Source organism: Streptomyces sp. NPDC094032 (assembly GCF_040303965.1).
Classification (GTDB): Bacteria; Actinomycetota; Actinomycetes; order Streptomycetales; family Streptomycetaceae; genus Streptomyces.
Window position 1 is genome coordinate 1 of record NZ_JBEOUE010000032.1, and the last position, 20772, is coordinate 20772.

Annotated in this window: 19 protein-coding genes; 9 read left to right on the plus strand and 10 right to left on the minus strand. The window is 71.5% G+C overall.

The features are described from left to right. Nucleotides 1-133: 133 nt before the first annotated feature. The 7 genes from ABTZ54_RS31255 to ABTZ54_RS31285 form a co-directional block, all read right to left on the minus strand. Nucleotides 134-1339: an acyltransferase family protein gene (locus tag ABTZ54_RS31255; RefSeq protein ID WP_351669644.1), complete on the minus strand. Its 1206-nt coding sequence runs from the start codon at nt 1337-1339 to the stop codon at nt 134-136. After that, nucleotides 1336-2316, minus strand: coding sequence for an alpha/beta hydrolase (locus tag ABTZ54_RS31260; protein WP_351669646.1), 981 nt, complete (start codon nt 2314-2316; stop codon nt 1336-1338). Before ABTZ54_RS31260 ends, ABTZ54_RS31255 begins: the two co-directional genes overlap by 4 nt. Before the next feature lie 181 nt (nt 2317-2497). After that, nucleotides 2498-3181: a response regulator gene (locus ABTZ54_RS31265; protein WP_351669648.1), complete on the minus strand. Its 684-nt coding sequence runs from the start codon at nt 3179-3181 to the stop codon at nt 2498-2500. A gap of 8 nt (nt 3182-3189) precedes the next feature. Then, entirely contained in the window at nt 3190-4563 is a 1374-nt protein-coding gene (locus ABTZ54_RS31270; RefSeq protein WP_351669650.1) for a sensor histidine kinase, read from the minus strand. 144 nt (nt 4564-4707) lie between these two features. Continuing rightward, nucleotides 4708-5574: a DUF4429 domain-containing protein gene (locus ABTZ54_RS31275; RefSeq protein WP_351669652.1), complete on the minus strand. Its 867-nt coding sequence runs from the start codon at nt 5572-5574 to the stop codon at nt 4708-4710. A gap of 76 nt (nt 5575-5650) precedes the next feature. After that, complete coding sequence (locus ABTZ54_RS31280) at nt 5651-6862, minus strand: alpha/beta hydrolase (protein ID WP_351669654.1); 1212 nt, start codon at nt 6860-6862, stop codon at nt 5651-5653. A gap of 216 nt (nt 6863-7078) precedes the next feature. Continuing rightward, nucleotides 7079-7708, minus strand: a complete 630-nt coding sequence (locus ABTZ54_RS31285) for a TetR/AcrR family transcriptional regulator (RefSeq protein WP_351669656.1) — start codon at nt 7706-7708, stop codon at nt 7079-7081. A 147-nt stretch (nt 7709-7855) separates the two neighbouring features. On the opposite strand from ABTZ54_RS31285, the gene ABTZ54_RS31290 reads away from it, so the two are divergent. After that, complete coding sequence (locus ABTZ54_RS31290; RefSeq protein ID WP_351669658.1) at nt 7856-9490, plus strand: MFS transporter; 1635 nt, start codon at nt 7856-7858, stop codon at nt 9488-9490. 120 nt (nt 9491-9610) lie between these two features. Continuing rightward, the gene (locus ABTZ54_RS31295) at nt 9611-10030 is read left to right on the plus strand and encodes a peptidase inhibitor family I36 protein (protein WP_351669660.1); all 420 of its coding nucleotides are present in this window, start codon (nt 9611-9613) and stop codon (nt 10028-10030) included. On the opposite strand, the gene ABTZ54_RS31300 is transcribed toward ABTZ54_RS31295, so the two are convergent. After that, nucleotides 10011-10781: a potassium channel family protein gene (locus ABTZ54_RS31300; RefSeq protein ID WP_351669662.1), complete on the minus strand. Its 771-nt coding sequence runs from the start codon at nt 10779-10781 to the stop codon at nt 10011-10013. The genes ABTZ54_RS31295 and ABTZ54_RS31300 overlap by 20 nt on opposite strands. Nucleotides 10782-10879: 98 nt before the next feature. Continuing rightward, complete coding sequence (aceE, locus tag ABTZ54_RS31305; RefSeq protein WP_351669664.1) at nt 10880-13612, minus strand: pyruvate dehydrogenase (acetyl-transferring), homodimeric type; 2733 nt, start codon at nt 13610-13612, stop codon at nt 10880-10882. A gap of 413 nt (nt 13613-14025) precedes the next feature. On the opposite strand from aceE, the gene ABTZ54_RS31310 reads away from it, so the two are divergent. The 6 genes from ABTZ54_RS31310 to ABTZ54_RS31335 all read left to right on the plus strand — a co-directional run bounded on the left by ABTZ54_RS31310 (nt 14026) and on the right by ABTZ54_RS31335 (nt 18492). Beyond that, nucleotides 14026-14448: a DUF3052 domain-containing protein gene (locus ABTZ54_RS31310; protein WP_351669666.1), complete on the plus strand. Its 423-nt coding sequence runs from the start codon at nt 14026-14028 to the stop codon at nt 14446-14448. A gap of 130 nt (nt 14449-14578) precedes the next feature. Beyond that, nucleotides 14579-15049: a peroxiredoxin gene (locus tag ABTZ54_RS31315; protein WP_351669668.1), complete on the plus strand. Its 471-nt coding sequence runs from the start codon at nt 14579-14581 to the stop codon at nt 15047-15049. A gap of 150 nt (nt 15050-15199) precedes the next feature. Then, nucleotides 15200-15775, plus strand: coding sequence for a TerD family protein (locus ABTZ54_RS31320; protein WP_351669670.1), 576 nt, complete (start codon nt 15200-15202; stop codon nt 15773-15775). Nucleotides 15776-15903: 128 nt separating this feature from the next. Beyond that, nucleotides 15904-16479, plus strand: coding sequence for a TerD family protein (locus tag ABTZ54_RS31325; protein WP_351669672.1), 576 nt, complete (start codon nt 15904-15906; stop codon nt 16477-16479). 29 nt (nt 16480-16508) lie between these two features. Continuing rightward, nucleotides 16509-17657 (plus strand): DUF475 domain-containing protein, encoded by a 1149-nt coding sequence (locus ABTZ54_RS31330; protein ID WP_351669674.1) that lies wholly within the window; start codon nt 16509-16511, stop codon nt 17655-17657. 100 nt (nt 17658-17757) lie between these two features. Then, nucleotides 17758-18492 carry a TerD family protein gene (locus ABTZ54_RS31335; protein ID WP_351669676.1) on the plus strand — a complete coding sequence of 245 codons (735 nt, stop codon included), beginning with the start codon at nt 17758-17760 and terminating at the stop codon, nt 18490-18492. A gap of 67 nt (nt 18493-18559) precedes the next feature. Here ABTZ54_RS31335 and ABTZ54_RS31340 read toward each other — a convergent pair whose 3' ends face one another. Then, the gene (locus tag ABTZ54_RS31340) at nt 18560-19390 is read right to left on the minus strand and encodes a TerD family protein (protein ID WP_351669835.1); all 831 of its coding nucleotides are present in this window, start codon (nt 19388-19390) and stop codon (nt 18560-18562) included. Between the two features lie 154 nt (nt 19391-19544). Here ABTZ54_RS31340 and ABTZ54_RS31345 point away from each other — a divergent pair, with 154 nt between their 5' ends. Beyond that, nucleotides 19545-20720: an HpcH/HpaI aldolase/citrate lyase family protein gene (locus ABTZ54_RS31345; protein ID WP_351669678.1), complete on the plus strand. Its 1176-nt coding sequence runs from the start codon at nt 19545-19547 to the stop codon at nt 20718-20720. Nucleotides 20721-20772 lie beyond the last annotated feature (52 nt).

Consider the following 20772-nt stretch of genomic DNA (forward strand, 5'->3'; position numbering starts at 1 on the left):
TGTGAATCGTCCCGCCCCCCCGCCCCCCCCGTTGTGGGCAATCGTCCCGCTGGGGCGGGACGGGTGGGCACAACGGGACGGCGCCCTATGCGGGCGCCTCCGCTCCAGTCGCTTGAACCCGCACCCGCCCCCCTCACGCCAACCCAAGCGCGAACACCGCGAACCCGGCCGCCAGAACCCCCGCAAGCGCCCGCATGGCGTTGCCGGTCCGCGCCCACGGGGACTCGAACCCCCGCGCGTATCGCCCGATCAGGACAAGCAGCCCGGCAAAGACCGGCATCCAGGCCAGCCGGGCAAAAATCCAGCTGACCGAGTCGGGCGCCCCGACCAGCCCGCCGACCTCCCCCACGTACGACGCGGGAATCGCCGCAGCCAGCATCGCCGTCTGATGCCAGCAAAGAATCGTCATAGCCGACAGATTGATCACAACCACCGGCGCCCACACCGCAGGCCTCCGCAACAGCTTCCCGATCCGCTCCCGCAGCAGAATCGCCGCACCACTCTGCCCGGCAGCCAGCGCAAGCACGAGCAGCGACGGCGGATGCGAATTGGTACGGGCCTCACCGGGCACACCGACCATCGACGCGGGGTAACCGAACCAGACGAGCAGCGCGCCGAAGAGCGCGACGCCCCCGATCAGCAGCCCCCAGGCATGCCGCCGGCTGACCCGCCCCACACCCCACGAGACACCGAGCTGATACGCGAAGAGCCACCCCGGCAGGATGTTGAGCACGCTCAGCCACGACGGCACGGCGTCGGCGTACGGCCCGTACCGCAGCAGATCGACGACGGCGACCGACCCGAGCAGCGGGGCCGCCGCCCACACACCCAGCCGCCGGGCGGCCCGGACGCAGTACGGGGTGAGCGCGGTGACGACCGTGTAGACGCCCACGAACCACAGCGGCTGGATCACCAGCGTGGACGCCGTCCGCAGCGTGTCGACGGGCACGCCCACCCCGAAGTGCAGCAGCGGCAGCAGCCCCGCCCACACGGCGGTGACCCCGAGCACGGGACGCCCGAGCCGCGCGAGCCGGGCCTTGAGCCAGTCCCGGACCGGGCCCTCGTGGCGCCGGAAGGACAGCACCGACGCGTACCCGCCGACGAGGAAGAAGATGCCCAGCATCTGGAGGATCCAGCTCACCGGGGCGAGGCCGCCGAAGGCGGAGAGCGGGCTGGCGTTGTGGATCGCGCCGTCGGCGGAGAGCGTGAACCCGCCGAGCAGCCAGTGCCCGGTGGGCACGGCGAGCAGCGCGAGCGCGCGCAGCCCGTCGATCGCACGGTCACGGTGGGCCGGGGTGCGGGCCTCGATGCGTCGGACCAGGGTCTGGGGCGAGCTCATCGGGCGACTCCCTCGGTGATGGCGGCGAAGGTACGGAGGGAGGTGGTGCCGGGCGCGAAGTAGCCGTCGTGGCCGAGGGCGTCACCGGCGTCGATCACGCGGGCGCCGAACTCCGGGGCGGTCGGGTCGGTGCCGTGCCCGAGACCGGCCACCTCGACGAAGGGGACCCGGTCGATCCAGTCGGTGGGGTCCTTGGCGGCCCACACCCGGGCCGAGGTGCCGAGCGCGGCGGCGTTGTCGGCGCGCATCCCGGGGGAGCCGAGGACGACGAGGTCCTTGGCCTTCAGCCCGCGCGCGGCGAGCCCGCACACGACGGAGCCGTAGCTGTGGCAGAAGACCGAGGGCTCGGCGGCGCCGACGGCGGTGAGCCCCTCGGTGAAGCGGGTCAGCCGGGCCGCCCCGGCCTCGGCCAGGTCCCCGGTGGCGGCGTCCAGACCGACCCCGACGGGGGTGGTGTAGCCGGCCCAGGCGACGACGGCGGTCCGGCCGCCGGTGGCCGCGAGCAGGGCGTCGGCCTTGCGGCTGAGCGGCCCGAGGTTCCCCGCGTCGATGTCGGACCCGGGCACGATCACGGCCACGTGCGCGGCCCGCGCCAGATCCCCGAAGACCAGCACCGCCTGGCCCCGCCCCCGGGGGTCGTACGCGAGGACCTGCTGCCCGGCGAACCGGGCCCCGGCGGACCGGGCGTTGGCCGCGTAGCGCAGCGCGAGCGGGGCGCCGTCGAGGTTGCCCACGACGGTGGGGTGGGCGGCGGCCAGCTCGCGCTGCCGCTGCGGGCTCAGGGACCGGAAGTACGCGGCGGTCTGACCGGACGTCATCCGCTCCGGGTCCGGCAGCCCGGCGGCCCGCCACGCGTCCGTCCCGACCGGCGCGCCCGTCACGGGCTGCTGGCTGCTGCCGGACGCCCAGCCTGCGGTCCCGGCCACCACGGTCGCGGCGAGCGCGGCGGCGACCAGGGTCCTCGTGAAGCGGCGCATGGGGCGGCCCTTCCTCTCTCTCGACGTTGGCGAGAGGAAGGTAGGAAGGGGACGGGTGGCCGGGCGTCACACCGGAGCGCCAACCGTGAACCGATACCCGGGTAGGGGGAGGACGACCGGCCCGCCCCAGGCCGGGGGTGGGGTTAGCCCCCGGGGGCTAACCCCGGGGGCGACCCCGGGGCTAGCGCCCCTGACCCGGCGTCACCAGGCCGGATTCGTACGCGAAGACCACCGCCTGCGCCCGGTCGCGCACGTCCAGCTTGGCCAGCACCCGCCCGATGTGGGTCTTCACGGTCTGCTCGGCCAGTACCAGGTGGTCGGCGATCTCCTGGTTCGACAGGCCCCGGGCGATCAGCTCCAGGACCTCCGTCTCGCGCGGGGTCAGCCCGTTGAGACGCAGCGCCGCCCGGTCGGCGCGGGGCGCGGGCCTCGACGCGGTGAAGTCGGCGATCAGCCGGCGGGTCACGGAGGGCGCGAGCAGCGCCTCGCCGGCCGCCACCACCCGGACCGCCGCGATCAGGTCGGCCGGGGGCGCGTCCTTCAGGAGGAAGCCGGAGGCTCCGGCGCGCAGCGCCTCGTACACGTAGTCGTCCACGTCGAAGGTGGTGAGCATCAGCACCTTGGGGCGGTGCACCACGCCCGGCGGCGGGTTCAGGATCTCCCGCGCCGCCGCGAGCCCGTCCAGCTCCGGCATCCGTACGTCCATGAGGACCACGTCCGGGCGGGTGGCGCGGGCCACCTCCACGCCCTGCCGCCCGTCCGGCGCCTCGCCCACCACGTCGATGTCGGCCTGCGCGGCGAGCAGCGCGGCGAACCCCGCCCGCACCATGGCCTGGTCGTCGACGATGATCACACGGATGGTCACGGGCTTCCTCAGCTGTCGGTGGTCCCCAGCGGCAGCCGGGCGGCGACCCGGAAGCCCCCGTCCGGCAGCGGCCCGGTGTCGAGCGAGCCGCCCGTCAACCGTACGCGCTCGCGCATCCCGACGAGCCCGTGACCGGTCCCCGAGCCGCCCTCGACCGGCGAACCGCGCCCCTCGGCGGGCCCGTTGACGACCAGGACGTTCAGCCAGCCCTCGCCGTCCGGGCGCACCGACACCCGGGTGGCGGCGCCCGGCGCGTGCCGGACGACGTTGGCGAGGGCCTCCTGCACGATCCGGTACGCCGAGAGGTCCACCGCCTGCGGTACGTCGCCCAGCTCGGCGGCGAGGGACAGCTCGGCCGGTACCCCGGCCCGTACCGTCGCCTCGACCAGCTGCTGCACCCGGTCGAGCCCGGGCTGCGGGGCCCGCTCGCCCTCCGTGCCCTCGCTGCGCAGCACCACGAGCAGCCGCCGCATCTCGGCGAGCGACTCGCGGGCGCCCGCCGCGATCGAGGCGAACTCCTCGCGGGCCGCGTCCGGCAGTCCGGGGATGCGGTACGGGGCGGAGTCCGCCTGCACGGTGATCACCGACATGTGGTGCGCGACCACGTCGTGCAGCTCGCGGGCGATCCGGGCCCGCTCCTCCAGGAGGGTGCGGCGGGCCCGCTCGGCCTCGCTGATGGTCTCCTGCTCGACGAGTCGCCGCTCGACGTCGCCGCGGCCCCGCAGGGTCGCGGTGATCAGCAGGACGACGCCGCTGAGCACGAAGAGGAGCAGGGTGATGCCGCCGGGCCGGTGCGGCGAGAAGATGTCGAAGACGGCTCCGGCGGCGCCGGTCACCAGCCACACCCCGATGAGGGCGCGCCGGGACTCGCGCAGACCGAGGGCGAGCATCAGCGCCAGATAGCCGACCACGATCATCGGCGTCCACGGCCAGGGCCGCCCGTCGACCCCGTCGGAGGCGAGCAGCACGAAGCCGCCGGCGACGTCCGCCGTGAAGATCACCCACCAGGCCTGGAGGGGCCGGGTGACGGCGAGCAGCAGGGGCGCGGTCTGCGCGGTGGCGAGCGCCCCGGCGAGGGCGCCGTTGCCCCCGTAGTCGTTGACGAGGACATTGACCGTGACGGGCAGCAGCGCGGCGACGAACGCCAGCGCGACCCCGTACGGCAGCAGCCGCACCCAGGGCGAGGAGGCCCGGGCGAGCAGCGCCTCACCGGAGGCGGTGGGCGTGGCGAGCGCGAGCCCGAAGGCGCGCAGCAGCCCGTTCACCCGGACGCCGGTGGCGCGCAGCGGCCCGGCCGCCCGGGTCCCGAGGCTGCGGAACCCGTCGCGGACGCGGACGCCCACCGGTGGCATGTGCGGCCGACGCCGCTGTTCTTCCTTCATGGCCCGCCCAGGGTAGGCGGGCCCGGTGGCGGCGGACGTCATACCGGGGTGGGGCCGTGTGCTCATACCGGGGTACGGGGTGGGGGCCGGTTCCGGGCCGGGCACGAGTCGGGAGCCGGGGCTGGGGCGCGTCCGGGCGAGGCCCTACAGCTCGGCCAGCAACTCGGCCTTCCTTGAGGAGAACTCCTCGTCGGTCACGAGGCCCGCCTGGTGCAGCTCCCCGAGGCGCCGAATCCTTTCCGCAACTCCCGCGGGGTCGTAGGGCCGGGACGCCCCGGGGATGGCGGGGACCCGCGCGGAGCCGCGGATCGCGGCGAGCACGGCGGCGGCGAAGGGCAGCGACTCGTGCACCGGCCCGTAGCCGAGCCCGAAGACCACCGAGGCCGGGTCGTGCTCCGGGTGGGCCGGACGGGGCGAGCCGCACGCGTCGGGGCGCGCCAGCAGCCGCAGGCAGCCGTCCGGGGACTCGGGCGAGTGCCACTCGACCCCGTTGAGCTCCCGTATCGCGAAGATCTGGTCGCCCGCTCGCCACTTCTCCGAGGACGCCCCCGTGCGGGACCAGCGGAAGGCGACCTCGGCGGACCCGTCGAAGCTGGCCTTACCGTCGTACGCCTTGAAGGACTGCGGTCCCTGCGGCGCCGCGACCAGGAAGCAGTCCGCGGGCTCCGCCGCGTCCGGGGGGAGCAGCCCGAGGAGTTCGTCGCGGTAGTACGCGGCGGGGGCCTCGCGCTCGGCGGGCAGCACGAGCCGGTAGGGGTCGCCCCCCTCCTTCAGCTGCCCCGCCGCCGCCTCGACCAGCGGATCGGCCCCGGCTCTCGGCACGGCGTGCAGCACCACGGTGCCCCGCTTGCCCGGGGCGAGCGTCACGGACGCCAGCGCCTCGTGCGGGATGCGCCGTTCGCGCAGCGTGCCGAAGAGCCTCGGCGTGCGGATCCCCCGTTCGAAACGGATGACGATGGCGTCGCTCTCGAACTGCCAGGTGGCATGAATTCCGGCCAGCACATCACCCATACGGCTCATCGTATGCGGCGTATGCCCCGGCGTCGCCCCTGCGGGAACGCCCGAAATCCACCGTGATCTACGCGCGTCAGGCGGCTTCCGCACCGGAGATTCCCCTGCGGCAGGCGCTGTCCGCGGCGGCGCAGGTCAGCTCGCCGTACGCGCCGACGCCTATCGCCGCGAAGTTCGCGAGGCTCCCGGTGCCGGGCTCGAAGTATCCGGCGTGGCCGCTCGCCCCGGCCGCCGAGAGCAGCCGCGCGCCGAACTCGGGGGCCACCGGGTCGGCCCCGTGGCCCACCCCGCCGACCTCCACGTGCGGGACGTCGGCGATCCAGTCGCCGGAGTCCCGCATCGCCCAGATACGGGCCGGGGTGGCGAGGTCGGCGGCGCGCTCGGCGCGCATGCCGGGGCTGCCCGCGACCACGACGTCCGTCACCCGCGCGGGCAGCCGGGAGGCGGCGACCCCGCAGAGCACGGAGCCGTAGCTGTGGCAGAACAGGCTCACCGGCGCGTCGCCGGGCAGCGCGCCGGTCAGGTCGACGAGCCGTACGGCGCCGTTCTCGGCGAGCCGCCCGATGGCCGCGTCGATCCCGACGCCGACCGGGGCGGTGTAGTCGGCCCAGGCGATGACGGCGGTCCTGGCGCCCGGGTCGGCGCGGTGCTCGGCGGCGTAGAGGGAGGTGGCCATGCCGGCCGGGGCCGAGTACATCCGGGCGGTCTTCTGGAAGGTGAGCAGATTGGTGTCGACACCCGGCACGATCACCGACACCCGCCGGGTCCGCTCCAGATCGCCGAGGACCTCCGCGGTCCGTCCCGTACCGGTCGGGTCGAAGGCGAGGATCTGGCGCCCCGGGCGCATCAGCGACCGGAAGCGGTCCACCCGGCGGCGGGCCTCGTGCAGTCCGTCGGCGTTGAGCCGGGGGTCGTCGACCCGGCCCCGCTCGGCGTCGAGCGCGTGGGCGAGCGACACATGGTTCGCGTGGTAGCGGAGGGTGACAGGGACGCCGTTGAGGTTGCCGACGACGAGCGGGTAGCGGTCGGCGAGGCGGATGCGCTGCGCGGGGGAGAGGGAGGCGAAGAAGGCCGCGATCGTACGGGCCGGGGCCGTCGCGTCGGGCAGCGGGCGGTGCCCGACCCGGCCGTGGGCCCACGCGGCGAGCGTGCTCTCGCGGGTCTCTCCCGGCGTGCTCTGATGCCGGATCGTGGTCCACCCGGTGGTCGCGAGGAAGACGAACACCACGGCCAGCGCGAGCAGCATGCGCCAGACGGAGAGGGAGGGGGAGGTGTCGAGGGGAGGCATCGCGAGCCACCCTAGGGGGCGTGGTCGTACCGCCGGGCGGGTGAGTGACGGGGATCACGCGACAGGCGGCGCGCGGTGACGTTGCGTGCGCGGGGGCGTACGCGGAGCTCGCGCGGTGAGGGGCGCCGGGGCGTGCGGGGGCGTACGCGGAGCTCGCGTCCGGCGTGTTCGGTCACGGCCGCCGGTGCGTCGGGTCAGGTCCGCCGGTGCGTCGGGTCAGGTCCTCCAGCGCGGCGCGAGAGCCGGGCCCAGGTGGTCCAGATACCGCTCGGTGAGCGCGCGGATCGCCTCCAGGGTCGGGTCCCCGCCCCGCCCCCACAGCTGGCCGGTCACCCGCATCACGCCGCTGAACGCCGCCACGGCGATCCGGGGGCGCGGATCCGCGTCCACGTCGAGGCCCTCGCGGTCGGCGATCACCCGGGCGATGGACTCCTCCATCTCCGTGGAGCGGCGCAGATGGACCGCGAGCAGGGCGGGCGTGGACTCGATGACCTGGAAGCTGCGGAGATAGAGCTCGACGGGGACGACCTCGGCGATGGCCTCGCCGATGGTGTCCCAGGCGCTGAGCACCGCGTTGCGCATCGCGTCGAACGGGCCCTCCTCGGGGGGCCGCTCGGTCAGCGCGCGCATGAACCGCTCCTCCACCATCTGCTGGACGGCGAAGGCCACGTCCTCCTTGGAGGCGAAGTAGCGGAAGAACGTGCGCTGGGAGACCTCGACCGCGTCGGCGATCTCGTCGACGGTCGTCCCCTCGTACCCCTGGGTGGTGAAGAGCTCCAGGGCCACTCGGATCAGCGCGTCGCGGGTGCGCTGCTTCTTCCGCTCGCGCAGACCGGGAACCGTCACCGCCGTGCCCCCTTCCGTCGTCTCCGCCGTCTCGGCCGTCTCGATTTCGGCCGCTTCGTCCAGCTCAGCGTACCTGTGAGCAACATGACAGTTACCGTCGCGTGAACTGATTAGTCAATTGTCAGTGACTGACATTAGCCTCACGGCATGACTAGTCAGACCACCGTGGAAAAGACCCCGCAGGGGCAGGGGGGTGGCCGGACGCCCGACGCGACTCCGGCCCCGGATCAGCCGAAGGGGCTGCGCGGTCATCCCTGGTTGACGCTGTTCGCCGTCGCGGTCGGCGTGATGATGGTGGCGCTCGACGGCACGATCGTCGCCATCGCCAACCCCGCCATCAAGGACGACCTCCAGGCCTCGCTCGCCGAGGTCCAGTGGATCACCAACGGCTACCTCCTCGCGCTGGCCGTCGCCCTGATCACCGCCGGCAAGCTGGGCGACCGCTTCGGGCACCGCCAGACCTTCATCATCGGCATCGCGGGCTTCGCCGCCTCCTCCGGCGCGATCGGCCTGTCGAGCTCGATCGGGCTCGTGGTCGGCTTCCGCGTCCTCCAGGGCCTCTTCGGCGCCCTGCTCATGCCGGCCGCGCTCGGCCTGCTGCGCGCGACCTTCCCGGCCGAGAAGCTCAACATGGCCATCGGCATCTGGGGCATGGTCATCGGCGCCTCGACCGCGGGCGGCCCGATCGTCGGCGGTCTGCTCGTCGAGCACGTCAGCTGGCAGTCCGTCTTCTTCATCAACGTGCCGGTCGGCGTCCTCGCGCTCGTCCTCGGCCTGGTGATCCTCAAGGACCACCGCGCCGAGAACGCCCCGCGCTCCTTCGACGTCCTCGGCATCCTGCTGCTCTCCGGCGCCATGGCCTCCCTCATCTGGGGCATCATCAAGGCCGGTGAGTCCTGGGGCTGGTCCAGCCTCAACACCTGGGGCTGCCTGATCGGCGCGCTGGTGCTCTTCGGCCTCTTCGCCTTCTGGGAGACCCGGGTCAAGGAGCCGCTCATCCCGCTGGGCATGTTCCGCTCCGTGCCGCTCTCGGCCGGTGTGGTGCTGATGGTCCTGATGGCCTTCGCCTTCATGGGCGGCCTCTTCTTCGTCACCTTCTACCTCCAGGGCGTGAAGGGGCTCAGCCCGGTCGACAGTGGCATGCACCTGCTGCCGCTGACCGGCATGATGATCGTCTCCTCGCCGCTGGCCGGCGCGCTGATCACCAAGTTCGGCCCGCGCGTCCCGCTGGTCGGCGGCATGGTCTGCACCGCCGTCGCGATGTTCGGCATGATCACCCTCACCTCCGGTACGGGCACCTTCGCGATGTCCCTCTGGTTCGGGCTGCTCGGTCTGGGCCTGGCCCCGGTCATGGTCGGCGCCACCGAGGTCATCGTCGGCAACGCGCCGCTGGAGCTCTCCGGCGTGGCCGGCGGTCTCCAGCAGGCCGCGATGCAGGTCGGCGGCGCCCTCGGCACGGCCGTGCTGGGCGCGGTGATGTCCTCCAAGGTGTCCAGCGCCTTCGAGGGGAACTGGGTCGCGTCCGGGCTGCCGCTCCCGGCGGACCCGCGCCTGGAGCAGGCCGCCGAGTTCGGCATGGTGCCGCCGGAGCTCGCCAAGGCCCCCGGCATGACGCCCGACATGGTCCAGGTGATCGGCAAGGTCATCCACGACACGTTCATGGACGGCATGGGCCTCGCCTTCACCGTCGCCGGTGTCGTGGCCGTCGTCGCCGCCCTGGTCGCCACGCTCACCAAGCGCGGCGCCAACGCGGAGGCGGGCGCGGGCGTGGGCCACATCTGACCAGGCAGTCCCGAGGGGCCGTCACCCGTTCGCGTGAACGGGGGCGGCCCCTCTTCCGTTCCTGGCCGACCTCCGCCATGCTCGTGATTACAGAGAGTTACGAAACGGGGGTTCACCTGCATGTATACGAAGACGATGCCTGCCGCCGGAGCGGCCCTGGTCCTCCTCATGGGCGTCCTGGGCGTCCTCGCCGTCCCGGCCGTCGCGTCGGCCCCGAGCGGCACCGCGCTGAGCCGGGCGGCACTGAGCGGCACCGCCTTGGGGCCCTGCGGGCCGGGGCAGCTGTGCCTGTGGCCGAAGGCCGACTTCAAGGGCCGGGCGCAGAGCCACGAGCTGTCCTCGGTCGACATCGAGAGCTGCGTCGCCCTGCCACCGGGGACGAGCGCCCAGGCCCTCGCCAACCGGACCGGGCGGCCGGTCACCACCTACCAGTCCGCCGAGTGCGCGGAGACCGGCGAGTTCGAGACCTATCCGGGGCGCGGGACCTGGGTGCCCCAGACGCCCTACCAGATCCGGGCCTTCAAGATCTGGGAGAGGTAGGGGCCGGCGCCGGGACGTCCGGGGTGCCGGGCGGCGGGACCGAGAGGCGCGCGACCTCGGCCCGCAGCTCCCGCACCTCGACGGTCAGCGCCTCCAGGAGCGCCAGCTGTCGGCGCTCGGTCTCGTCGTCCCGCTCGAAGCGTGCGATGAACCAGGCGGCGATGTTGGCGGTCACCACACCGAGCAGGGCGATGCCCGACAGCATCAGGCCCACCGCGAGCACCCGGCCCAGGCCCGTGGTCGGGGCGTGGTCGCCGTAGCCGACGGTGGTCATCGTGGTGAAGGACCACCAGACCGCGTCCCCCAGCGTCTTGATGTTGCCGTTCGGCGCGTCCCGCTCCACATGGAGCACGGCCAGCGAGCCGAACATCATCAGCCCGACCACCGCGCCCGCCACATAGGTGGTGAGCGTTATCTGCGGGGCCATCCGGGCCCGCCGACCCACCAGGAGGAGCGTCGACACCACCCGCAGCAGCCGCAGCGGCTGCACCATCGGCAGTATCACCGCGAGCAGATCCAGCGGATGCCCCCGCACGAACGCCCACTTGGCCGGGGCGAGCGCGAGGCGCACCAGGTAGTCCAGGGCGAACGCGGCCCACACCGCCCACTCCACATGGGTGCACAGCCGGTGCACCCACGGGTCGGCGCCGGGCGCCACGATCGGCACGGCGTAGGCGAGGCCGAAGGCCACGGCCAGCACGAGCAGCGGCGTCTGGGTGCGTGCTTCCCAGAGGTCCCGGCGGTCCTTCATGACGGGTGATCCGGACGATCCTTCATGCCCGGCATCGTAGGGAACGCGGAAGGGCGGCGGGACCGCCCGGCCCCACCGCCCTCACCAGCGGATATGTGCTACGCGTCGCCGCCCGCGGCGCCCGGGTCCGCCGCCGCCACGTCGAGCAGCTGGTAGCGGTCCACGGCCTGCTTCAGGGCCGACCGGTCGATCTTGCCCTCGTGGGCCAGCTCGGTCAGGACCGCCAGCACGATCGACTGGGCGTCGATGTGGAAGAAGCGGCGGGCCGCGCCCCGGGTGTCCGCGAAGCCGAAGCCGTCCGCGCCCAGCGAGGTGTAACGGCCCGGCACCCAGCGGGAGATCTGGTCCGGCACCGAGCGCATCCAGTCGGAGACGGCCACGAACGGGCCCTGGGCCGACTGCAGCTTGCGGGTCACGTACGGGACGCGCTGCTCCTCGTCCGGGTGGAGCAGGTTGTGCTGCTCCACGTCCACGGCCTCGCGGCGCAGTTCGTTCCAGGACGTGGCCGACCAGACGTCGGCGCGCACGTTCCACTCCTCGGCCAGGATCCGCTGGGCCTCAAGGGCCCACGGCACGGCGACGCCGGAAGCCATGATCTGCGCGGGGATGGCCCCGGACTCTCCGGCCCGGTAGCGGTGGATGCCCTTGAGGATGCCCTCGGCGTCCACGTTCTCGGGCTCGGCCGGGTGCTGGATCGGCTCGTTGTAGACCGTCAGGTAGTAGAAGACGTCCTCGGCCTGGGGGCCGTACATCCGCCGCAGACCGTCCTGCACGATGTGCGCGATCTCGAAGCCGAAGGCGGGGTCGTAGGCGACACAGCCCGGGTTGGTCGAGGCCAGCAGGTGCGAGTGGCCGTCGGCGTGCTGGAGGCCCTCGCCGGTCAGCGTCGTGCGGCCGGCGGTGGCGCCGAGCACGAAGCCGCGCGCGAGCTGGTCGGCCATCTGCCAGAACTGGTCGCCGGTCCGCTGGAAGCCGAACATCGAGTAGAAGACGTAGACCGGGATGAGCGGCTCGCCGTGCGTCGCGTAGGCCGAGCCGGCGGCGATCAGCGAGGCCGTGCAGCCGGCCTCCGAGATGCCGTCGTGCAGCATCTGGCCGGTCGGGGACTCCTTGTAGGCCAGCAGCAGTTCGCGGTCCACGGCCTCGTACTGCTGCCCGAGCGGGTTGTAGATCTTGGCGCTCGGGAAGAACGAGTCCATGCCGAAGGTGCGGTACTCGTCGGGCGCGATCAGCACGAAGCGCCTGCCGATCTCCTTGTCCCGCATCAGGTCCTTGAGCAGCCGGACGAAGGCCATCGTGGTGGCGATCGACTGCTGGCCGGAGCCCTTCTTCACCGCGGCGTAGGTCTTGTCCTCGGGCAGGACCAGCGGCTTGGCGCGGACCACCCGCGTCGGGACGTACCCGCCGAGCGCCTTGCGGCGGTCGTGCATGTACTGGATCTCCTCGGAGTTCCGGCCCGGGTGGTAGTACGGCGGCAGGCCGTCCTCCAGCTGCTTGTCCGTGACCGGGATGTGCAGCCGGTCGCGGAAGCGCTTGAGGTCGTCGACCGTCAGCTTCTTCATCTGGTGGGTGGCGTTGCGGCCCTCGAAGTTGGGGCCCAGCGTCCAGCCCTTGACCGTCTTGGCCAGGATCACCGTCGGCTGGCCCTTGTGGGCCTTGGCCGCCGAGAACGCGGCGAAGATCTTCTTGTGGTCGTGACCGCCGCGGCCCAGGTGCAGGATCTGGTCGTCGGTCATGTTCTCGACCATGGCCCGCAGCCGCTGGTCGTCGCCGAAGAAGTGGTCGCGGATGTAGGCGCCGGTCTCCGTCGCGTACGTCTGGTACTGGCCGTCCGGCGTGGTGTTCATCCGGTTGACGAGCACGCCGTCGCGGTCCTGCGCGAGCAGCGGGTCCCAGGAGCGGTCCCAGACCAGCTTGATGACGTTCCAGCCGGCGCCGCGGAAGACCGACTCCAGCTCCTGGATGACCTTGCCGTTGCCGCGCACCGGGCCGTCGAGGCGCTGGAGGTTGCAGTTGACGACGAAGGTGAGGTTGTCCAGGTTCTCCCGGGCCGCGATGGTCAGCTGGCCGAGCGACTCCGGCTCGTCCATCTCGCCGTCGCCGAGGAAGGCCCACACATGCGACTTGGAGGTGTCGGCGATGCCGCGCGCCTCCATGTAGCGGTTCATCCGGGCCTGGTAGATCGCGCCGAGCGGGCCGAGGCCCATCGAGACGGTCGGGAACTCCCAGAAGTCCGGCATCAGCCGCGGGTGCGGGTACGAGGAAAGCCCGTTCGGGTACTTCGACTTCTCCTGGCGGAAGGCGTCGAGCTGGGTCTCGTTCAGCCGGTCGAGCAGGAAGGCGCGGGCGTAGATGCCGGGGGAGGCGTGCCCCTGGAAGAAGATCTGGTCGCCGCCGTCGCCCTCGTCCTTGCCCCGGAAGAAGTGGTTGAAGCCCACGTCGTACAGCGAGGCGGAGGACGCGAAGGTCGCGATGTGGCCGCCGACGCCGATGCCGGGGCGCTGCGCGCGCGAGACCATCACGGCCGCGTTCCAGCGGGTCGCGTTGAGGACCCTGCGCTCGATCTCCTCGTTGCCGGGGAAGAACGGCTCGTCCTTGGTCGCGATGGTGTTGACGTAGTCCGTGCTGCGCATCTCGGGCACGGCGACCCGCTTCTCGCGCGCCCGCTCGATCAGCCGCAGCATGAGGTAGCGAGCCCGCTCCCGGCCCCGCTCGTCGACGGCGGCGTCCAGGGAGTCGAGCCATTCCTGGGTCTCTTCCGGATCGAAGTCCGGGACCTGGCTGGGAAGGCCGCCAATGATGATCGGGTTGCGATCGGATGCGGAAGCCACGCTGTTCCTTCGCTGGTCGGTGGAGCCCACGGGGAGGGACCCGCGGAGGCCGGGATGACCATCGTGTACCCCGCCGACGGCAAACGTCATCTTTACCGTGGGGTAACCCTCCCGAGGTGCCTTGTTCGGTCAAATCGCAACCTTACGCCCATCCCGCGCATGCGTTTCGTCAGCGCGTTCGGCAGACTGAAGCCGCAGAGTCCCGCAATACGGGGCGAAGCGTGCACGTATCGTCACGGAGCGCGACGGTCGCTCGCCGGAGGTTGCGGCGAGACGGCCCCAAACGTCACCGTTTCGGCGGTCTCCACGGCCGGGTACTTGCGCGATCCGCCCCGGCCCGTGTGGACTACGGCCAGCGCCGCGCGTACGCGCGCGGTCGAAGCACTTTTCCAAACACGATCAGGAGGCAAGCCGTGAGCGCGACCGCGGACCACGCGGAGGAGCGGACCAACCCGGCAGCGAGGCTGGGGTTCGAGCCCGGACAGGTGGTCCAGGAGATCGGCTACGACGACGACGTCGACCACGATCTCCGTGAAGGCATCGAATCCCTCATCGCCCAGGACCTCGTGGACGAGGACTACGACGACGTCGCCGACGTCGTGCTGCTGTGGTTCCGTGACGAGGACGGTGATCTCACCGACGGCCTGGTGGATGCCATCGGTTTTCTGGAGGAAGGCGGCAACATCTGGCTGCTGACCCCGAAGACCGGTCGCGACGGCTACATCGAGCCGAGCGACATCAGCGATGCCGCGCAGACCGCAGGTCTCTCCCAGACCAAGAGCATCAGCGTCGCTAAGGACTGGGTGGGCACCCGCCTCGCCAGCCCCAAGCGCTGACCCCATACGCTGCACGGAGCCCCCGCCGGTCACGACCGGCGGGGGCTCCGCGCGTACCGGGCGCCCATTAGGGTGGGTTTCACCGGATCGGTCCAAGAGCTGGACCGCCGGGCGAAGGGATGCGTACGCGATGGCGATCGAGATCGGCGCCCAGGCCCCGGACTTCGAGCTGAAGGACAACCACGGGCGCACCGTGCGGCTCTCCGACTTCTTCGGGGACTCCCCGGACAGCCGCAACGTGGTGCTGTTCTTCTACCCCTTCGCCTTCACCGGCGTCTGCACCGGCGAGCTGCGCGAGCTCCGCGACCACCTGGACACCTTCGTCAACGACGACACCCAGCTGCTCGCCGTCTCCGCCGACTCGATGCACACCCTGCGCGTCTTCGGCGAGCAGGAGGGCCTGGAGTTCCCGCTGCTCTCCGACTTCTGGCCGCACGGCGCGGCCTCCCGCGCCTACGGCGTGCTCGACGAGGACAAGGGCTGCGCCGTGCGCGGCACCTTCGTCATCGACCGGGCCGGGACGGTCCGCTGGTCGGTCGTCAACGCCCTCCCGGACGCCCGGGACCTGGACGAGTACGTCAAGGCCCTCGCGGCCCTCTGAGGGCCCCACGGGACTCCGGCCGGGGGCTCCCGGTCCAACACTCGGGCGAAACGTCTGTTTGTGCGGGGAACCCGTCACTAGGATCCAGACGTTGATCCGATGCCAACGCACGACTGGGGGCGCTGCCCCTGGAAAACAATGGAGGGACTCGTGGGAGTCAGCCTCAGCAAGGGCGGCAACGTCTCGCTGACCAAGGAGGCCCCTGGCCTGACCGCCGTCACCGTCGGTCTGGGCTGGGACGTCCGCACCACCACCGGTACGGACTTCGACCTCGACGCCAGCGCCATCCTGGTGAACGCGGAGGGCAAGGTCCGCAACGACCAGGACTTCGTGTTCTTCAACAACCTGAAGAGCGCCGACGGCTCCGTCGAGCACACCGGTGACAACCTCACCGGCGAGGGCGAGGGCGACGACGAGCAGGTCAAGGTCAACCTGGCCGGCGTTCCGGCCGATGTCACCAAGATCGTCTTCCCGGTCTCGATCTACGACGCCGACAACCGTCAGCAGTCCTTCGGCCAGGTCCGCAACGCGTTCATCCGCGTCGTGAACCAGGCCGGCGGCGCCGAGATCGCGCGCTACGACCTGTCGGAGGACGCCTCGACCGAGACCGCCATGGTCTTCGGCGAGCTGTACCGCAACGGTGCGGAGTGGAAGTTCCGCGCCGTCGGCCAGGGCTACGCCTCGGGTCTGCGCGGCATCGCGCAGGACTTCGGCGTCAACGTCTGACCGACGCCACGCATCCGTACGGCGCCGCACCCTCCGTGCGGCGCCGTACGCGCCTCAGCGGCAGCCAGAGCCGTCAGCAGCGGTCGTCGGCAGTCATCAGCAGTCATCAGCGGGGAGGAACCACCGTCATGGGCGTCACGCTCGCCAAGGGAGGCAATGTCTCCCTCTCCAAGGCCGCACCCAACCTCACCCAGGTGCTGGTGGGACTCGGCTGGGACGCGCGCTCCACCACCGGAGCCCCCTTCGACCTCGACGCCAGCGCCCTGCTGTGCCAGTCGGGGCGGGTGCTCGGCGACGAGTACTTCGTCTTCTACAACAACCTCAAGAGCCCCGAGGGCTCCGTCGAACACACTGGCGACAACCTCACCGGTGAGGGTGAGGGCGACGACGAGTCGCTCATCGTGGACCTCGGCAAGGTCCCGGCCCACTGCGACAAGATCATCTTCCCCGTCTCGATCCACGACGCCGACAACCGCGGCCAGTCGTTCGGCCAGGTGGCGAACGCGTTCATCCGCGTCGTGAACCAGACGGACGGTCAGGAACTCGCCCGCTACGACCTCTCCGAGGACGCCTCCACGGAGACCGCGATGATCTTCGGCGAGCTCTACCGTTACAACGGCGAATGGAAGTTCCGGGCGGTCGGCCAGGGGTACGCGTCCGGCCTCCGGGGCATCGCTCTAGACTTCGGGGTCAACGTTTCGTAAAGCCGCGTTATTACACGATGGGGTAGACAGTGGTTCTGAAAACCTTCGGCTGGTCGTTCGCGATCACTGCGCTCGGCCTGGCCGCCGCCGTGGTCTACGGGGGGTGGGAGGCCTTCGGAGTCGTCGCGATCCTCTGCATCCTGGAGATCTCGCTCTCCTTCGACAACGCGGTCGTCAACGCCGGAATCCTGAAGAAGATGAACGCCTTCTGGCAGAAGATCTTCCTCACGATCGGCGTGCTCATCGCCGTCTTCGGCATGCGGCTCGTCTTCCCCGTCGTGATCGTCGCCATCAGCGCCAAGATCGGCCCCATCGAGGCCGTCAACCTGGCGCTCAACGACGCCGACCGGTACCAGGAACTGGTCACCGACGCGCACCCGTCGATCGCCGCCTTCGGTGGCATGTTCCTGCTGATGATCTTCCTCGACTTCATCTTCGAGGAGCGTGACATCCAGTGGCTGCGCTGGATCGAGCGCCCGCTGGCCAAGCTGGGCAAGGTCGACATGCTGTCGGTCTGCATCGCCCTGATCGTCCTGCTCATCAGCGCCATGACCTTCGCGACCCAGGCCCACCAGCACGGCGGCATGCACGTCGACAAGGCCCAGACGGTGCTGATCTCCGGCGTCGCCGGCCTCATCACGTACCTCGTCGTCGGCGGTCTCTCCGGCTACTTCGAGAACAAGCTGGAGGAGGAAGAGGAGCGCGAGCACGAGGCCGAGGAAGAGGCCAAGCGCAGCGGCAAGAAGGCCTCCGCGGTCCAGCTCGCCGGCAAGGCCGCCTTCTTCATGTTCCTCTACCTGGAGGTCCTCGACGCCTCCTTCTCCTTCGACGGCGTCATCGGCGCCTTCGCCATCACCAACGACATCGTCCTGATGGCCCTCGGCCTCGGCGTCGGCGCCATGTACGTCCGGTCCCTCACGGTCTACCTGGTCAAGCAGGGCACCCTCGACGACTACGTCTACCTGGAGCACGGCGCCCACTACGCCATCGGCGCCCTGGCCGTGATCCTGCTGGTCACCATCCAGTACGAGATCCCCGAGATCGTCACCGGCCTCATCGGCGTCGTCCTCATCGGCTGGTCCTTCTGGTCCTCCGTACGGCGCAACAAGGCCCTCGCCGCGGCCGGGGGGAAGTCCGACCCCTCGGACGACAAGACCGAGGTGCCGTCCGGGGTGTGACACCCCCGACAATGAGGAACGCTTCACTGCGGGGCGGCCGGTGCACCCGGCCGCCCCGCGGCGTGTGTCAGGGGTGGGCGACGAGTGGGGGGTGGAGGCCATGGCCTTCTGGGACAACCTGTTTCCGGGCAGGGCGGAGGACTTCGACACGGGCCACGCGTCCCACTCCGTCGACCTGACCAGACGCCGCCCCACGATCTCCCTCACCAAACAGGGCGCCGCCACCGGCAACCTCCGGGTCAACCTCTCCTGGCGCATGCGCACCTCCGACATCGAGGGCCGCGCCCGCCGCTCCGGCGGCCTGCTGCGCCACCCCTCGCGGCTCTTCAAGCCCGAGGAGGTCATGGCGCACACCCAGGGCGTCGTCAACGTCGACCTGGACCTCGGCTGCCTCTACGAGCTGGCCGACGGCAGCAAGGGCGTGGTGCAGCCGCTCGGCGGCTTCATGGGCGAGCTGAACGAGCCGCCGTACGTGCGGCTGAGCGGCGACGACCGCTTCGGGGCGCCCTCCGGCGAGACGATCTTCGTCAACCTCGACCACGTCGACGCGATCAAGCGGCTGCTCTTCTTCGTCTACATCTACGACCAGACGCCGGCCTTCGACCGCACCCACGCCATGGTCACGCTCTACCCGAGCAACGGCCCGCGGATCGAGATCGAGCTGGACGAGCACGCCCCGCAGGCCCGCTCCTGCGCCGTCTTCAGCGTCGAGAACGTCAAGGGCGAGCTGACCGTCCGCCGCGAGGTGCGGTTCGTGTACGGCTTCCAGGCCGAGCTGGACCGGCTGTACGGCTGGGGCCTCCAGTGGGGCCGCGGCTACAAGTCGAAGACCTGACGCCCGTACGGCCCGCCCGGCCCGCGCCGGCTCCCGCCGACGCCCGGGGTCACCGGGGTCACCGGGGTCACCGGACGAACTGCGGGCCCATCGGAGGCATCCGGAACTCGCGGACCGGCTGCGGATAGCCGTACCCGGGCGCCCCGGCAGGGACGGGGCCGGGGGCCGGGGCCGTCACCGGAAGCGGGGGAGCCGTCGGCTGCGGCGGCACCGCCGGGACCGGCGGCGGGCCCACCGGAGCCGGTCCGGCCTCCACCGGCCGCACCATCGTCGCGTCCGGGTCGTGGCCGGGCACCGGGGCGTCCCGGGGCCCGTCGTCCTCGGCCCCGGAGTCGACGGAATCGTCGACCGAGACCCCGAAGTCCGTCGCGAGACCCACCAGGCCCGTCGGATAGCCCTGGCCCACCGCCCGGAACTTCCAACCCTCGCCGCGCCGGTACAGCTCACCGCAGATGATCGCGGTCTCCTCGCCGGTCTCCGCCGACACGTCGAAGACCGCCAGGGGGCCCAGGTCCGCGCCGCCGACCGTCGCGTCGAACACCAGGATCCGCAGGTCGGAGACCGAACGGAAGGTGTCACCGTCCGACGAGGCCGCCAGCACCACCCGGTCGACCGAGGCGTCGAGCACGCCCAGGTCGGCCTCCACCGTGTCCGTGAGCCCCTCCGGCACCCGCTTCTTGTGCGGCAGCCTGCGGACCAGGCCCGAGGGGTGCCGGGGCTGGTTGTAGAAGACGAAGTCCTCGTCGGACCGCACCCGCCCGTCCACGCCGAGCAGCAGCGCCGAGGCGTCCACGTCGGGCACCCCGGGGCCCGGAGTCCAGCGGAGCACGGCCCGTACGGCCGCGGTGTCGAGAGGGACGTTGGAGCCCTTCAGCATCGCGTGCGTCATGCCCTGCATCATTCCTGCCCGGACACCTTCCGGACAACGTGGGGGGCCGGATGTGGACGAGTTACCTGAACTTCACGCACGTGGGGAACTCCGGACACCCTCGTCTACGTACTATTACCGGCCACATGTCATCAGGGCCTCCCAGGCCAGTCGGGGGAGATACATGCGTCATTTCGGGCACATCCCGGCCGCAGCGCGGGCCCGGCTGTTCCACCAGGAGCCGGCCGAGTTCACGGGCGGCTCTCCCGCGCGCACGCTCGCCGTGGCCCTGGGCGCCACGCTCTACAGCCCGGCCACCCGGCCCCGGCTCGCCGACGATGTGCGCAAACAGGCCGCCCGGGGAGTGGCCTCCATGGTGCTCTGCCTGGAGGACTCCATCAGCGACGCCGAGGTGGAGGCGGGCGAGGACAACCTGGTCCGGCAGCTCGCCGACCTCGCCGCCGGCAGCGGTCCCGACGGCGCCGACGTGCCCCTGCTCTTCATACGGGTCCGCGAACCCCGGCAGATCACCGACCTCGTCGAGCGCCTCGGCGAGACCGTCCGCCTGCTGTCCGGATTCGTACTGCCCAAATTCACCGAGGCCCGCGGCCGCGCCTTCCTCGAAGCGCTCGCCGTCGCCGAGCGCGACTGCGGCCGCCGGCTCTTCGCCATGCCCGTCCTGGAGTCCCCCGAGCTCCTCCACCTGGAGACCCGGGCCGAGACCCTGGCCGGCATCGCCTCGATCACCGGCGAGTACCGCGACCGCGTCCTCGCCCTGCGCCTCGGCGTCACCGACTTCTGCTCGAACTACGGCCTGCGCCGCTCGCCCGACATGACCGCGTACGACGTCAAGCTGGTCGCCAACGTCATCGCCGACGTCGTCAATGTCCTCGGCCGCTCCGACGGCACCGGCTTCACGATCACCGGCCCCGTCTGGGAGTACTTCCGCCCCGGCGAGCGCATGTTCAAGCCCCAGCTGCGCCGCAGCCCCTTCCTGGAGGGCCGCGCCGAGGACCTGCGGACCGCGCTCATCGAGCACGACCTCGACGGGCTGCTGCGCGAGATCGAACTCGACCGGGCCAACGGCCTGCTCGGCAAGACCTGCATCCACCCCACCCACGTCTGGCCGGTGCACGCCCTCTCCGTGGTCAGCCACGAGGAGTTCGGCGACGCCCAGGACATCCTGCGGCCGGAACGCGGCGGTGGCGGGGTGCTCCGCTCCGCGTACACCAACAAGATGAACGAGGTGAAGCCGCACCGCGCGTGGGCCGAACGGACCCTGCTGCGCGCCGAGGTCTTCGGCGTCGCGCGCGAGGACGTCGGCTTCGTGGAGCTGCTCACCGCCGGCCTGGCCGGCTGACGGAAGGCTGTCTGACTCCGATGGAACCGATGGAACCGATGGAACCGATGGA

What these genes read in the sequence shown, in the direction of transcription:
- ABTZ54_RS31315 (WP_351669668.1), top strand. Translation starts at nt 14,579, where the DNA reads ATGGCGATCGAGATCGGCGCCCAGGCCCCGGACTTCGAGCTGAAGGAC.
- ABTZ54_RS31325 (WP_351669672.1), top strand. Translation starts at nt 15,904, where the DNA reads ATGGGCGTCACGCTCGCCAAGGGAGGCAATGTCTCCCTCTCCAAGGCC.
- ABTZ54_RS31290 (WP_351669658.1), top strand. Translation starts at nt 7,856, where the DNA reads ATGACTAGTCAGACCACCGTGGAAAAGACCCCGCAGGGGCAGGGGGGT.
- ABTZ54_RS31280 (WP_351669654.1), bottom strand. Translation starts at nt 6,862, where the DNA reads ATGCCTCCCCTCGACACCTCCCCCTCCCTCTCCGTCTGGCGCATGCTG.
- ABTZ54_RS31255 (WP_351669644.1), bottom strand. Translation starts at nt 1,339, where the DNA reads ATGAGCTCGCCCCAGACCCTGGTCCGACGCATCGAGGCCCGCACCCCG.
- ABTZ54_RS31270 (WP_351669650.1), bottom strand. Translation starts at nt 4,563, where the DNA reads ATGAAGGAAGAACAGCGGCGTCGGCCGCACATGCCACCGGTGGGCGTC.
- ABTZ54_RS31275 (WP_351669652.1), bottom strand. Translation starts at nt 5,574, where the DNA reads ATGGGTGATGTGCTGGCCGGAATTCATGCCACCTGGCAGTTCGAGAGC.
- ABTZ54_RS31295 (WP_351669660.1), top strand. Translation starts at nt 9,611, where the DNA reads ATGTATACGAAGACGATGCCTGCCGCCGGAGCGGCCCTGGTCCTCCTC.
- ABTZ54_RS31260 (WP_351669646.1), bottom strand. Translation starts at nt 2,316, where the DNA reads ATGCGCCGCTTCACGAGGACCCTGGTCGCCGCCGCGCTCGCCGCGACC.
- ABTZ54_RS31335 (WP_351669676.1), top strand. Translation starts at nt 17,758, where the DNA reads ATGGCCTTCTGGGACAACCTGTTTCCGGGCAGGGCGGAGGACTTCGAC.
- ABTZ54_RS31345 (WP_351669678.1), top strand. Translation starts at nt 19,545, where the DNA reads ATGCGTCATTTCGGGCACATCCCGGCCGCAGCGCGGGCCCGGCTGTTC.
- ABTZ54_RS31340 (WP_351669835.1), bottom strand. Translation starts at nt 19,390, where the DNA reads ATGCAGGGCATGACGCACGCGATGCTGAAGGGCTCCAACGTCCCTCTC.
- ABTZ54_RS31300 (WP_351669662.1), bottom strand. Translation starts at nt 10,781, where the DNA reads ATGAAGGACCGCCGGGACCTCTGGGAAGCACGCACCCAGACGCCGCTG.